Origin of the sequence: Psychrobacter phenylpyruvicus DSM 7000 = NBRC 102152, assembly GCF_000685805.1 — a bacterium.
GTDB lineage: Bacteria > Pseudomonadota > Gammaproteobacteria > Pseudomonadales > Moraxellaceae > Psychrobacter > Psychrobacter phenylpyruvicus.
In genome coordinates this window covers 118,039-132,216 of sequence record NZ_JMKP01000002.1, presented here as the reverse complement: position 1 = coordinate 132,216, position 14,178 = coordinate 118,039, and the positions used below count along the sequence as shown (strand labels likewise).

Genomic DNA, 14,178 nt, shown 5'->3' with positions numbered 1-14,178 from the left:
CGACCTAACACTATCCCTTATAAAAATTAACTTGAATAGTGATAAGTATAACCTTACCTTAGATATAGAAGACACTGTTTGAAGAATATTGTTTAGGAACCACTATGAAATACTTACTACAAGTTGACTTTCCATACTCAGGTCCCTTTGGTGATGATTTTTTTATAGCCATGAAGGACTTGGCTGAAGACATTGCTACCGAACCTGGTCTTATTTCAAAAATTTGGACCGAAAATGAAGAGAATCAAGAGGCCGGAGGCATTTATGTCTTCGACAATCTAAATGATGCCCATCGCTACCTAGATAAGCATACCCAAAGACTACACTCTTTTGGGTTTAGCGACATTAAAGCCAAGGTATTCAAAATCAATGAAGAATTAAGTGCGATTTGTCACGCCAAATTGTAGTAGTTATTTATTATTTAATCTTAAGTAGATGATACGTCCTTAACTTTCCGACATTGTTTTTAATTACCAGGTATTGTTTTAATTAGAAAATTTCTATAAAGTTTTTACAAGGGAACAACCCACTCTTTATGTATGCAATATACAGAATAGAGTGAGTTAAATAAGCCATACCATTACAGAAAAACACAGCGCACTGCATGTGAGCTGTGAATTTAAGGACAAATAAATGCCATCGAAAAATAATGTTTTACGTTCGCGCGTCAGGTTACTAGGCTCATTTTTAGGGGAAGCTATTGCTCGCCAAGCAGGACAAGAGACGGTTGAAACGATTGAAGTATTACGCAAAGGCTTCATTCAAGAGCGCCGCTCCCCTGACCCAAAAAATAAGCAAAAACTAATAGATCTGATTGCTTCTTTAGACAATAAGACGCTACAAAATGTTATTCGTGGCTTTTCAATTTATTTCTTTTTAGCCAATCTCACAGAAGAAAACTTCTTACAACAAGAGCGGCGTACCCTAAAAGAGAACTCTTACCATTATTGGGAAGGCTCGTTTCGCCACACTTTGTTAGAGTGTAAAGAACGTAATATTGAAGCGGATCAAATCAAAGAGTTGATTGATCAACTAAAGTTTATACCGGTATTTACTGCGCACCCGACTGAAGCCCGTCGCCGTACTACGATGAACATCTTGCAGACCCTTTATGCTCATAGCAATACCCTAAATGAGTTACCTGAAGGCAGCACAGCTTATGAAGAGGCCAAACAAAAAACGGCTGAAGCCATTGATTTGCTGTGGTCATCGGATGAGGTCCGCACTCGCAAACCCTTGGTTTTTGATGAGATTAATAACGGCCTACATTACTTTAATGCCAGTTTATTTACCGCCATTCCACAGGTCTATCGCAATATAAAAAATGCCATTGTAGATATCTATCCTGAACTCTCTGATTATCCGTTACCCGCCTTCTTACGCTTTGGCTCTTGGATTGGCGGTGATAGAGATGGCAACCCTTTTGTTACTCACGAAACCACAGAAATGGCGGTGTTAATGCATGCCAATACTGTGCTACGTCATTACCGCGTTGTCCTAAAAAAGTTACGCCGTGAACTGATTCACAGTGACACCATCGTTGATATTTCTCCTGAAATCTATCAGCGTATTGAGGAGTACCGTGATCTAGACCAGAAGGTGTTTTACTACAACCCAGAGGACTACAACCATGAACCTTACCGTAGGCTGCTGTCTCTAATCCTTGAGAAAATTTCAGCAACCAATCAATACATTCAAAGCCGAGGGGAAGATTTAGAGGCCGCAGCTTATGCCTACTCTAGTCCTGAGGCGCTACTAGATGACTTACGTCTAATTAGACAAAGTGTCAGCGTCCATGATGAAGCACACTCAAAGGGGTTGCTGCTTGATATGATTCGCTTGGTTAAAACTTGCGGCTTCCACCTTGCCTCGTTAGATATCCGTCAAGATTCCGCTTATCATGGTGAAGTTATTGCAGATATCTTTGACAGCGCCTCTAACCTACCCGACTATCGTAACCTTAGTGAAGAAGAGCGTCAGCAGTGGTTAACTCGCCTTCTGCAGCAGCCTGGTACGCCGCTAATTTATAGCGATAACTTGAGTGATCAAACTCGTGAACAGCTGGCTTTAATGAACTGTATTGCCAAGTTAAGAAAACTGGTTGGTGAAGATACCTTTGGTAGCTACATCATCTCGATGACCAACAATGCCAGCCAACTGTTGGAAGTTTTATTATTAATGCGCTTTGCTGGCCTATCCGGTGTTGATGATGAGGGCAATTTATTTGCAGCCTTGCCTGTAGCCCCTCTGTTTGAGACCATCGATGACTTAAAGAACATCGATCATATTATGCCTGCGGTATTGGACAATCCTCTGTATCGTCAACTATTGCAAGGCTCAGACAATATTCAAGAGATTATGCTTGGGTATTCAGATTCGTCAAAAGATGGCGGTATTATTACCTCAGCTTGGCAACTATACAGTGCTCAGCAGACCATCACTGAGATTGCCAAAAAGTACGGCATTCATACCCGTCTTTTCCATGGCCGCGGCGGATCTGTTAGCCGTGGTGGCGGCTCAACTCACCAAGCCATTGCTGCTCAGCCGGCAGGCACTCTAAATGGTCAAATCAAATTCACTGAGCAAGGTGAAGTTCTGTATGCCAAATACGCCAATCCAGATACAGCAGTATTTGAGTTGACTATGGGTATCACCGGTGCCTTAAAGGCCAGCTCGTCTCGCTTCGTTGAACAACCAGAGCAGCTGACAAGCTATGAGTCATTATTTGCGCGCTTAGCAGAAGCTGGGGAACAGCAGTACCGTGCGCTTACCGATAACACTGAGGGCTTCTATGAGTTTTACTCTCAAGCAACGCCTGTTCAGGAGATTTCGTTATTAAATATTGGCTCTCGCCCAGCTCACCGTAAAAAAGGCTTACCTAGCAAATCAACCATCCGCGCTATTCCTTGGGTATTTGGTTGGTCTTTGGCTCGCTTTACTTTACCAGCTTGGTACGGTGTCGGTAGTGCTTTAGATAGCGTTAAGCAAGATGAAGCGCTAATGAAAGAGATGAATGATAACTGGCCATTCTTTAAAGCCTTTATCAGTAATATTGAAATGGCTTTCACCAAATCAGAGATGAATATTGCCCGTGCTTACAGTCAGTTGTGCGAAGATGAGACTTTACGCGAAACGGTAATGCAGGCTGTCATTAAGGAGCATGAGTTGACTCAGTCAGGGCTAAACTCTTTGCTTGAGCAGCAATCCTTGCTATCTGGGCAACAGGAGCTGGCAAACTCTCTGGAATGGCGTAATGCTTACTTAGACCCTATGAACTACATCCAGATTGAGCTGTTAAAGCGTCTACGTCATTCTGATAAAGTGCAACAAGAGGCTCACAATAGCTTAGATGTGGAAGATCCCTTAATTCGTAGTATTAATGCTTTAGCCGCTGGCTTACGTAATACTGGCTAGAGGCTATAAATAAACTTTGAGATACGAAAAAGCCCATCACAATGTGATGGGCTTTTTCGTATCATTAGTTCAGTCGTGATATCAGACTATATGAGGCTAAGCTCTTAATCTCCAATTCAGACAGACTATATAAAACTGACTTTAAGCTTACTTAGCAGCAGCGGCTTGTGCAGCAGCAACTTCAGCAGCGAAGTCTTCTTGTTTCTTTTCGATACCTTCACCAACTTCGAAACGTACGAAGTTTTTAACAGTTACGCCTTCAGCTTTTAGAACATCGCCAACTTTTTTGTCGTTGTCCATTACGTAAGCTTGACGAACCAATACTACTTCGTCTAGGTACTTACGTAAGCTACCTTCGATCATTTTTTCAACGATGTTGTCAGGCTTGCCAGACTCACGAGCTTTCGCTTCAGCGATGTCTTTTTCACGAGCTAGAATATCAGCTGGTACATCAGTATCGTTAGCAGCTACTGGGTTGAATGCAGCAATGTGCATTGCTAAGCTCTTACCAGTTTCTTCGCTAGCACCTTCAGTTGATACCACAACACCGATACGTAGGCCATGGCGATAAGAAGCTAGGTTTTCGCCTTCAACGATTTGTGCACGACGTACTTGGATGTTTTCGCCGATTTTTTGTACTAAAGCTACACGTGCTTCTTCAACTGTTTGACCATCTTCATAGTCAAGCTCAGAGATAGTAGCCACGTCAGTAGTGTTGTTGGCTAAAGCTAATTCAGCTACTTTGTTAGCAAATGCTGTGAAGTTATCATCTTTTGCTACGAAGTCAGTTTGGCAGTTTACTTCAAGTAAGATAGCTTTATTGCCTTCTTCAGCGATAACGATAGCGCCATCAGCTGCGATGTTACCTGCTTTTTTAGCAGCTTTAGCTTGACCTGATTTACGTAGGTTGTCGATCGCCTGTTCAACGTCACCACCAGTTTCTTCTAGTGCTTTTTTACATTCCATCATGCCAAGACCGGTGCGGTCGCGAAGTTCTTTTACTAATTTAGCAGAAATATTAGACATATCTTTTCCTCTATTTTGAGTAGTTATGGTGTAGAAAATTATTTGATTAATTGCGCAGTGTAAGTTTCTAAAATGACAAGGGCATGACGAGGGTTTCCACATCATGCCGCAATAAGTCATAGAGTACTTATGAGATTAAGTAACGGATTAGAGCAATACCGTTGTTATCATTCAGCTATCTTAAGCTGAGTTACAGCACCGTCTAAAAAATGTTACTTAACTCAATTCTTCTGCTTGTTACTTCTATTACTCAGCTGAGTCAGCTTCAGGAGCTGCAGCTTCTTCAGTTTGAACTTCTTCAGCAGCAGGAGTTTCAGCAGCACCACCAGCTTGTGTTTTAGCGTATTCTTTACCAGCGATGATAGCATCAGCCATACGAGTAACGTATAAAGTTACGGCACGGATAGCATCGTCGTTAGCTGGGATAACGTAGTCAACGTTGTCTGGGTTTGAGTTAGTATCAACGATACCGATAACTGGGATACCTAGGTTTTTAGCTTCTTTAATAGCGATAGCTTCGTGGTCAACGTCTACAACGAAGATAGCGTCAGGTAGACCACCCATGTCTTTAATACCACCTAAAGAGCGCTCTAGTTTTTCCATTGCACGAGTACGCTCTAACGCTTCACGCTTAGTTAGCTTAGCGAAAGTACCGTCTTCAGCTTGTTTTTCTAGCTCTTTTAAGCGGTTGATTGACTGGCGTAAAGTTTTCCAGTTAGTCAACATACCACCTAACCAGCGATGGTCAACGTATGGCATGCCAGCACGTAAAGCTTGCTCACGGATTACACCACTTGCTGCACGCTTAGTACCAACAAATAATATTTTGTTGTTCTTAGCCGCTAAACCGTTAACGTAAGTCAATGCTTCGTTGAACGCTTTAACAGTGTGCTCAAGGTTGATGATATGAATTTTGTTACGAGCACCAAAGATATACTGGTTCATTTTTGGGTTCCAAAAACGAGTTTGGTGACCGAAGTGAGCGCCCGCTTGTAAAAGGTCGCGCATTGGCATATTAGTTGGACTGTTTGACATGTGAATTCCTTAGTAAAATTGGGTTATGCCTCCACACTGCAAAAACTACCGATTTATCGACACGCATTTGTTTTATTAATCAGCCATAAGCCGTAAAACCAAACAAATTAATCAAGCCGACAAACACCCAGCAATTCTTAAACGCAATGTGTGTGTCATTGGTTAAATAAATGAATCTATATTTACTTTAAATACATCTTATAGACGAAGCTTTTGGTTGCCCATAAGACAGAAAGAAAATAAGGTCAATATTTTACCACAAATAAAGCAAAGATAGAAGCCTTGTCCTAGCCCTATTTGATGGCAATTTACACCAGCTCTGTGTGGCTGCAGGCAGTCTATAAAGTTGGTCTAGAAATCAGTGGCATAACACTTCTATAAATAAACGATCATGAAGGCTATGATATAATAGGCCTGTTACAAAGATAGCATTTGCCCGAGGCGCTGAGCTATTTATATATAAAAGCTTTGCTGTTATCAATTTTGCAGTTAATAAGTTTTGCAATAAAAAAAGATAAACCACAGCAAGTACAAAGTAGGCAGCTATCGTTATCAGACCTCTGATCCTCCCTGCGTGTGGCTAATGCTATGCCTCGCTGATATATCAGCCGTCTTTTATTTCTCCAAACCAATTTGAAAACAAAAATATTATGAGTAAAACAGACAATTTAATACTTGGCCCAGAAGCCATCGAAAAAATGCGCATTGCTGGTAAACTTGCTAGCGATGTCTTAGTCATGCTTAATGATCATGTCAAAGAAGGGGTAACTACTGAAGCATTGAACCAGTTGGCTCATGACTATATTGTTAATGAGCAAGGTGCCATTCCTGCTCCTTTAAACTATGGCCACCCTCCTTTCCCAAAATCAATTTGTACCTCGGTAAATCACGTGGTGTGTCACGGTATTCCTAGCGATAATAAAATCTTAAAAGAAGGTGACATCATCAACATTGATGTGACGGTAATTAAAGATGGCTATTATGGCGATACTTCAAAAATGTGGATTATCGGTGAAGGTTCAATCATGGCACAGCGTATCTGTGACGTGGCACAAAAAGCGTTGTACGCCGGTATGAGCGTGGTGAAGAACGGTGCTCACCTAGGCGATATTGGTGCGGCCATTCAAGAAGTGGTAGAGCCTGAGCGCTTTAGTATTGTGCGTGAATTCTGTGGTCATGGTATCAGTAACCAATTCCACCATGAGCCACAAGTGATGCACTATGGCCGTAAAGGTACTGGCATGGAGCTGAAAACTGGCATGACCTTTACCATTGAGCCAATGATTAACCAAGGCACTTGGAAAACCAAAATCCTACCCGATCAGTGGACAGCGATTACCAAAGACCGCAAGTTAACCGCACAGTGGGAGCATACTTTAATGGTGACGGACAATGGCTGTGAAGTATTCACTACCCGTCCAGAAGAAGACTTAAGTTTTTTAACCGCTTAATTTAATAAAGAAGACTGCTTAGGCAGTCTTTTTTTTGGCAAAAATGATGCAAATCTTATTAACATGGCTCTATACTGTATAAATTAAGTAGCTCTTAATTGTGGCCTGCTTTTTACAACAATAATGCTATAAATGGTGGATATAAACTGAGCTGTTTTATAAACCAAACCTCTTTATAAAATAAGTCACTTTATGAAGTAAGCCATTTTATAAATTAAACCGTTTTGTAAAGTAAATAGCCCCACCCCACAGACCTTGCTTGGATTCCAACATGTTTATTCCCGACTCAATCGACACTTTAATTACTGAGTTACCCGACTTATCGAATGTCTCCTCTACCCAGGCTAGAAACCTGGGCATACCTGACTGGTTAAATCAGATTGAAGAGGACATCTCAGCTGCACTCGCTAAGGGAGTGGATATAAGAAGTTTGGTTGAGGCACGTGCTGAAGCAATAGATAGCCTGCTTATTGAACTGTTCAAACTGCATGAGTTACAACAAACTGATTTGGCATTGTTTGCAGTCGGTGGCTATGGGCGTGGCGAGCTTTCCCCCTACTCAGATGTGGATATTTTATTGCTGTCTCCTGACACTTTAAATGATGAGGACAATAAAAAAGTAGATGCCTTTGTAGCCAGACTATGGGACATAGGTATTGAGCCGGGATTGTCGGTACGTAGCGTACAAGACTGCGCAGAAGTGGCCACAGATATCACCGTTGCCACTAACCTGCTCGAAGCCCGTCTGTTGGCCGGCAATGAAAGTCTAAGTCATGTTCCTAATGATATTGTGCAACAATTATGGTCGCAAAAAGACTTTTATGACGCAAAAATGGCCGAAGCTCGTGCCCGTCATCTGCGTCATAACGGCACTGAATACAACCTAGAACCGGATATCAAAAAATCCCCCGGTGGCCTACGTGATATCCATACCATTGGCTGGATAACCAAGCGTTATTTTAGAATCGGCAAGCTTTATGACTTAGTACCGCAAGAGTTCTTAACCGAAAGAGAATTTGATGAACTGATGTTTGCCGAAGACTTCTTATGGCTTATCCGTCATCATCTACATCACTTAACCGGCCGTAATGAAAACAAACTGCTGTTTGATTATCAACGTGATATTGCCGAGCGTATGGGTTATGAACAAACTGCAGAAGACGAGCCTAATGCCGCTGTTGAAAGCTTCATGCGCGACTATTATAGATGCGCGATGCAGATTTCAACACTCTCTGAAATGCTCACCTCCCATTATTATGAAACCCTGATTGAAGCCCGTCTTCCTGAGTCAGAGCGTCCCAAAAAAACTGTGTTAAATGCTCGTTTTAATCAAGTAGGCGATCAAATCGGTATCGCTCATCACCATGTCTTTGCTCAGCATCCTGAAGCCATCTTAGAGATGTTCTTATTGATGGGCCAGCAAGGCATTAAGAATATTCGCACTCGCACTCTACGGGCATTAAAAATTGCTGCTCGAGGTATTGATCAAAATTACCGCGATAATGAGCTACATAAACAGCTGTTTTTGGCCAACCTCAAAGAGCAAAACTACTTGTATCAGCGTCTGCGTATTATGAAACGCTATGGGGTATTACCCAATTATTTACCTCAGTTCGCCAACTTAGTGGGATTAATGCAGTACGATTTATTTCATCGTTACACGGTAGATGCTCACATCTTACTTTTGGTTCGTATGCTGCACCGCTTTACCGACCCTAAATATAAGGACGACTTTGGCTTAGTGGGCTCAATTTATAAACGTATCGAGCGCAAAGAGATCATCATATTAGCCGCTATTTTTCATGATATTGCCAAAGGTCGCGGCGGGGATCATAGTGAACTGGGTGAGATTGAAGCCATTGAGTTTTGTTTAAATCACGGTATGAGTGAGGCCGATGCCAAGCTAATCGGTTGGTTAACCCGATATCACTTATTGATGTCGATGACTGCCCAAAAGCAAGACATCTCTGATCCTGAGGTGGTCACTAAGTTTGCCAATACTGTGGGTAACGTTACTCATTTAAACCACTTATACGTGTTGACGGTCGCTGATATGAATGCGACTAATCCTCAGCTTTGGAACAGTTGGCGTGCCAGCCTAATGAAGCAGCTTTATACCCAGACCCGCCGAATTTTACGCGCAGATTTAGACGCCCCAACCAACCGTCAAGACATGATTGCCACCACCCGGCAGCAAGCATTAGCCATGCTAGATAAAGTAGACAATCAGCATATGAATAGAGAGGAGGTGTTGGCACTATGGGATGAGCTAGGCGATGAGTATTTCTTGCGAGAGATTCCTGAAGCCATCATGTGGCATACTGAAGCTATTTTGAATCACCCGCCAATTGGTAAAGCTTCAGATGCTAGCAGTGAGCCACTGATTGTACTTCGTGAACATAGAGAATTAGCGCTTGATGCGGTACAAATCTTTATTTATACCCAAAATCAAGCCAATCTATTTGCGGTAACCATGGCTGTCTTTGATCAGATGAACTTGGATGTATTAGACGCTAGAATCATTACTGCTACTCGTGACTTTGCTTTAGATTCTTATGTTTTACTAGACCGTCATGGCACTTTGTTAACCGATCCTGAGTCGCGCAAAGAGTTAAGCCGGCGCCTGATTGAAGCATTCAAAAATCCAGAGAGTCCAAAGCTGGTACAAAAGCGTCTACCCCGCCGACTAAAGAATTTCCAAGTGCCTACCACTATTGACTTTCACTATAATGAAGCGAGTCGCCAGCATGTAATGAGCCTGACCACGCTTGATCAACCTGGGTTACTGGCCCGTATCGGACAGATCTTCTTAAATGAAGGTATCGAGGTCCATGCTGCTCGAATTACAACCTTAGGAGAGCGTGCTGAGGATATGTTTTACATCAGTGATATTGGCGATGCCATGCTCAGTGAGGCCAAGCTACAACGATTAAAAAACGCTTTAATTGAAGCGCTAACCCCAAATAACTAAAGCGTTAAAGATAAAACAGAAGCGCTAAAAACAAGGTGGAAAATTGTAGTAAATTCTGACCTTGAAACTATTGAGCTTGGACACTGTCCACCACCCATAGCGCTCACATAACCTTATTAGAGCGCTCACATAATCTTATTAGATAGTTAAAATAATTAGATAGTTAAAATAGCTGTTCAAGTAACGACATTAATAAAAGGCTGACCATGAACCCCAAATTAGAGCTACTACACCCTTACCCTTTTGCCAAAATGGCCACACTTTTAGCTGACTCAACGCCTGCCAGTGAGTATGAGACCATTAAGTTAGGTATCGGTGAGCCAAAGCATCAGCCCCCTGCATTTGTGTTAGATGTACTGGCTGAGAATCTAAACAGAGTACAGAATTACCCTAGTACTAATGGGCTACCTGAACTGCGTCAAGCCATTGCTCAGTGGTTAAGCCGCCGCTTTAAGTTATCAAACATTGATGTCGACTCACAGATTATCCCAGTTATGGGCACTCGTGAAGCTTTATTTAGCTTTGTACAAGCGGCTATTGATAACTCTAAAGCAACAAGCAGCAGTGACAAACCTTTGGTAGTCATGCCCAATCCTTTTTATCAAATCTATGAGGGGGCCACTTTATTAGCCGGGGCAGAACCTTATTTCGTCGCGTGTAATGCTGACAATGATTTTAAAGGCGATTATCGCTCTGTACCCAGTGAGATATGGCAACGCACCCAAATTGTCTTCGTCTGTAGTCCTAACAATCCTACTGGAGCCATATTTAGTGAAGCTGACTGGCAGGCATTAATTGAGTTGTCTGATCAGCATGACTTTATCATTGCCAGTGATGAGTGTTATAGCGAGCTGTATTTTGATACGGCGCCGATAGGTCTGCTACAGGCCTGTGCCAATATCGGTCGCCACGACTATAAAAACTGTGTGGTTTTTCACTCATTATCGAAGCGCTCAAACTTACCAGGACTACGCTCCGGCTTTGTGGCGGGTGATGCTGACCTACTCAAACCTTACCTTCAATACCGTACTTATCAAGGCTGCGCCCTGCCGATTCACCATCAGCTGGCCTCTATTGCTGCTTGGCAAGATGAAGCTCATGTTGAAAACAACCGACAGCTTTATGCCCAAAAGTTCGACTTATGGATGAGTGAGCTTGGAGAGCTTCTAAAGCTTAATAAACCAGATGCTGGCTTTTACTTTTGGGTGCAAGTCCCCGAGCAATTTACAGATGAGCGAGGCGAGCCGGATGATGAGACTTTTGTGAAGGCTTTATTTGAAAAAGTGAACATTCACGCTTTGGCCGGTCGCTATTTATCGCGAGAAGTTAATGGTATCAATCCGGGTAAAGGCTTCGTCAGATTGGCTTTGGTAGCCAGTGTCGAGGAAAGCCAGGAAGCCATAACTCGTATCAAGGCACTGCTTAGCTAATCCTTTACTTTGAATATTACTAAAACTATTTACTGCACAATTAAAACCCAAACGATTACAATTACAACTAAACAAAAACATAACCAGGGAGTGGTTTATGACAAGGCTAGACTTTACCCAGCCTCCTTTTGACGTTTTAAGCTCAAGCGAACGTGAAACTATCAAAAAGCAAACTCAAATTCGCTATTTGGCCAAAAACGAAGCCTTAACTGCTGAGGACCATAATTACTTTTATGTGGTTTTAAAGGGACGCATCCAACAAACGCTTAATGGAGATGAGCTACATGACTTTGCCGCTACCAACTTTAGTAATGACTGGTTTGATGCTCGAAAGCAGCCAACAAACGATTTTGGCTTAATGTCAGATAACGAGCAGACAAGCTCTGACCCCTCTCCAAGCATCTTTCAAGCCCAAGCCCAACCTCAAGCTCAAGCCCATAATACTTATAGCTATCACGCACTAGAAGACAGTTTATTACTACAGGTAGACTCTGAGGCCATCGATAAGCTGTCGCTACAAAACCGTCATATCCGCAAGCTACTGAGCGGCGAGTTGGCTGAGCGCATGCAAGCTTACAGTGAGCGAAGCCTGAACAGTACAGCTTCTCACCACCCTGATCACTCCTTGAGCAGCTCTATGGCAGGTAGCCAAGCTGAGTCGCAGCAATTGATGCTGCAACCGGTCACTGCCATTCGAATGCTGGAGGTGCATACCATCTCAGAGACAGCCACTTTGTTTGAAGCGGCAATGACCATGACTAAGGCAGGCTTGAAGCATGTGTTGATAAAGCGTAGTCCTACCGTAGAGCGTCACCCTACCCGTAGCCATCAAAGCAACCTCGGTATATTAACCGATGCAGACATCTGCCGTGCTGTAAGTGAGCAAGTAGATATGAGCACAACGCTGTGCCGAGACTATGCCAAATTTAAACTGCACACTATTTCTCATCAACAAGATATTAGCGAAGCGTTATTGACCATGATTCGCTACCGAGTACACCGTCTTCCCGTTTTGGATGAAAACGAGGAGGTTATCGGAGTGCTAGGTCAAAGTGACTTATTGGCTTTTTTGAGTCATCACTCACAGCTCTTGTCGTTACAAATTGAGCAGGCCAATAGTATCGAAGGTCTAAAACAGCCAGTTGAATCTATCGGTCAATACATTCGTACCCAGCACAACAATGGCATCAAAATTGGGGTGATTAGCCGCATTGTACAGGCGTTAAATGCGCACGTTTTTGCCAAGCTATGGCGCTTAATCGTGCCAGATATGGTCTATGAAAATACTTGTATTATCGTCATGGGCTCTGAGGGTCGCGGTGAACAAATCATGCGTACAGACCAAGATAACGCGCTCATTATTCGTAATGGCTTTAGTGATCCTAACCTTGCTGACTATGCACAGACCTTTAACCAAGCGCTAGCAGACATGGGATATCCTCTGTGTGAGGGTCACATCATGATGAACAACCCCTTGTGGCGACAGCCCCTAAACCGATTCAAATCTGAGGTATCCACCTGGTTTAGTCAAAAAGAGCCAGAGCATGCTATTTGGCTCTCATCATTATTAGACGCCTCATACGTTTGCGGTGATGAGCGTCTGCTTGAGGGCCTGCGCAAACATCTACAAGTCGCTCATCGCAGTGCCGATCCTATGTTTGTGCGCAGCTTCGCCCAAGCCGCTTTGCAGTTTGGTGAGATTAATCAGTGGTGGAAAAAATTTGTGCCTTTAATCGGTAAACCCATGCCACAAGACATTGACCTAAAAAAAGCGGGGATCTTCCCTTTAGTACACGGTATTCGTGCCTTAGCCTTAGAGAATGATATCTTTGAGGCCACCAGTACCAAGGCTCGACTGCAACAACTGGCTCGCCTAGGCGTTATTACTCATAAGCGGGCAGAAACCTTAAACGAGACGTTAGAGTTCTTTATGGCGAGGCGGCTAGATATTGCACTTGCTACTGATAACAAACTGGCTCGAGAAGTAGACCCTGCCATGTTATCTGCGCTAGAAAGAGACTTATTAAAAGAGTGTCTCAACGTAGTAAAAAGCTTCAAAAATGAACTGCGTCAACGCTATCAATTAGATATTGCTTAACCTAAGGGCGGGAATTATGAACCTAGTACAGCAGCTAAAGTCCGCTTGGTATCTAAAGCAGTTAACTCGACCTGAACTTAAGGCCATGTTTCAGCCACCACCGCCCAACCAATGGGTTGCCATTGATTGCGAAATGACTGGATTGAATCCAAAAAAAGATCATCTGCTGTCTATCGCCGCCATTCATATCAATGGCTCACAAATACAAAGCGGTCAGGGCCTCCACTTAATTTGCCGTCCCCCTGTCATGCCAAAAAAAGACACCATAGTCATTCATGGCCTACGTCCGCTAGACGTGGAAAACGGCTTAAGTTATGAGCAGATGCTGCAGAGCTTATTGCCCTTTATCGGCAATAGGCCCATCGTGGGTTACTGCCCTCAATTGGATTTAGGTTTTTTGAATCAAATAACCAAATCCTATATGGGCACTGCCCTACCGAACACCGTTATCGATATACGCGACTTGTACAATCGATACAGTGGCAACCGCACTCAAGGCATCTCGCATCAAGCCCAGCAGCTAAGTGCCATTAGTCAGCAATTGCAGCTACCGGAGTTAGCGGCCCATGACGCTTACAATGATGCCTTAATGACCGCTATGGCATTTTTGCATCTTAAATAAACAAATTACTTATATAATACTGCTGTAAGCCCTATGACTCTTGTTAGCCCACCTTTGATTTAAAATGTCTTTGGCTGACAATTGTCTTTATCCCTGTATTTATTAACTGCCCGAACCGTTATAATGACGAA

Annotated in this window: 9 protein-coding genes; 7 read left to right on the top strand and 2 right to left on the bottom strand. The window is 43.0% G+C overall.

What is annotated here, in order from left to right:
* Positions 1-104: 104 nt before the first annotated feature.
* Positions 105-407, top strand: coding sequence for a monooxygenase (locus G561_RS0101325; RefSeq protein WP_028857940.1), 303 nt, complete (start codon positions 105-107; stop codon positions 405-407).
* Between the two features lie 226 nt (positions 408-633).
* A complete protein-coding gene (ppc, locus tag G561_RS0101320; RefSeq protein ID WP_028857939.1) occupies positions 634-3,414 on the top strand; it encodes a phosphoenolpyruvate carboxylase in 2,781 nt (926 codons plus the stop codon).
* A gap of 147 nt (positions 3,415-3,561) precedes the next feature.
* On the opposite strand, the gene tsf is transcribed toward ppc, so the two are convergent.
* Together tsf and rpsB are read right to left on the bottom strand one after the other, a co-directional pair.
* Positions 3,562-4,440: a translation elongation factor Ts gene (gene tsf, locus G561_RS0101315; protein WP_028857938.1), complete on the bottom strand. Its 879-nt coding sequence runs from the start codon at positions 4,438-4,440 to the stop codon at positions 3,562-3,564.
* A gap of 246 nt (positions 4,441-4,686) precedes the next feature.
* Positions 4,687-5,475: a 30S ribosomal protein S2 gene (rpsB, locus tag G561_RS0101310; RefSeq protein WP_037031444.1), complete on the bottom strand. Its 789-nt coding sequence runs from the start codon at positions 5,473-5,475 to the stop codon at positions 4,687-4,689.
* Positions 5,476-6,125: 650 nt separating this feature from the next.
* Here rpsB and map point away from each other — a divergent pair.
* The 5 genes from map (at position 6,126) to G561_RS0101285 (ending at position 14,047) form a co-directional block, all read left to right on the top strand.
* Positions 6,126-6,926, top strand: a complete 801-nt coding sequence (gene map, locus G561_RS0101305; protein ID WP_028857936.1) for a type I methionyl aminopeptidase — start codon at positions 6,126-6,128, stop codon at positions 6,924-6,926.
* A 271-nt stretch (positions 6,927-7,197) separates the two neighbouring features.
* Positions 7,198-9,897 (top strand): [protein-PII] uridylyltransferase, encoded by a 2,700-nt coding sequence (gene glnD, locus G561_RS0101300; RefSeq protein ID WP_028857935.1) that lies wholly within the window; start codon positions 7,198-7,200, stop codon positions 9,895-9,897.
* A gap of 206 nt (positions 9,898-10,103) precedes the next feature.
* The gene (gene dapC, locus G561_RS0101295) at positions 10,104-11,327 is read left to right on the top strand and encodes a succinyldiaminopimelate transaminase (RefSeq protein ID WP_028857934.1); all 1,224 of its coding nucleotides are present in this window, start codon (positions 10,104-10,106) and stop codon (positions 11,325-11,327) included.
* A gap of 97 nt (positions 11,328-11,424) precedes the next feature.
* On the top strand, positions 11,425-13,425 hold the full coding sequence (locus G561_RS0101290; protein ID WP_028857933.1) for a DUF294 nucleotidyltransferase-like domain-containing protein: 2,001 nt from the start codon (positions 11,425-11,427) through the stop codon (positions 13,423-13,425).
* Between the two features lie 16 nt (positions 13,426-13,441).
* Positions 13,442-14,047 (top strand): 3'-5' exonuclease, encoded by a 606-nt coding sequence (locus G561_RS0101285; RefSeq protein WP_028857932.1) that lies wholly within the window; start codon positions 13,442-13,444, stop codon positions 14,045-14,047.
* Positions 14,048-14,178 lie beyond the last annotated feature (131 nt).

What these genes read in the sequence shown, in the direction of transcription:
- G561_RS0101325 (WP_028857940.1), top strand. Translation starts at nt 105, where the DNA reads ATGAAATACTTACTACAAGTTGACTTTCCATACTCAGGTCCCTTTGGT.
- ppc (WP_028857939.1), top strand. Translation starts at nt 634, where the DNA reads ATGCCATCGAAAAATAATGTTTTACGTTCGCGCGTCAGGTTACTAGGC.
- tsf (WP_028857938.1), bottom strand. Translation starts at nt 4,440, where the DNA reads ATGTCTAATATTTCTGCTAAATTAGTAAAAGAACTTCGCGACCGCACC.
- rpsB (WP_037031444.1), bottom strand. Translation starts at nt 5,475, where the DNA reads ATGTCAAACAGTCCAACTAATATGCCAATGCGCGACCTTTTACAAGCG.
- map (WP_028857936.1), top strand. Translation starts at nt 6,126, where the DNA reads ATGAGTAAAACAGACAATTTAATACTTGGCCCAGAAGCCATCGAAAAA.
- glnD (WP_028857935.1), top strand. Translation starts at nt 7,198, where the DNA reads ATGTTTATTCCCGACTCAATCGACACTTTAATTACTGAGTTACCCGAC.
- dapC (WP_028857934.1), top strand. Translation starts at nt 10,104, where the DNA reads ATGAACCCCAAATTAGAGCTACTACACCCTTACCCTTTTGCCAAAATG.
- G561_RS0101290 (WP_028857933.1), top strand. Translation starts at nt 11,425, where the DNA reads ATGACAAGGCTAGACTTTACCCAGCCTCCTTTTGACGTTTTAAGCTCA.
- G561_RS0101285 (WP_028857932.1), top strand. Translation starts at nt 13,442, where the DNA reads ATGAACCTAGTACAGCAGCTAAAGTCCGCTTGGTATCTAAAGCAGTTA.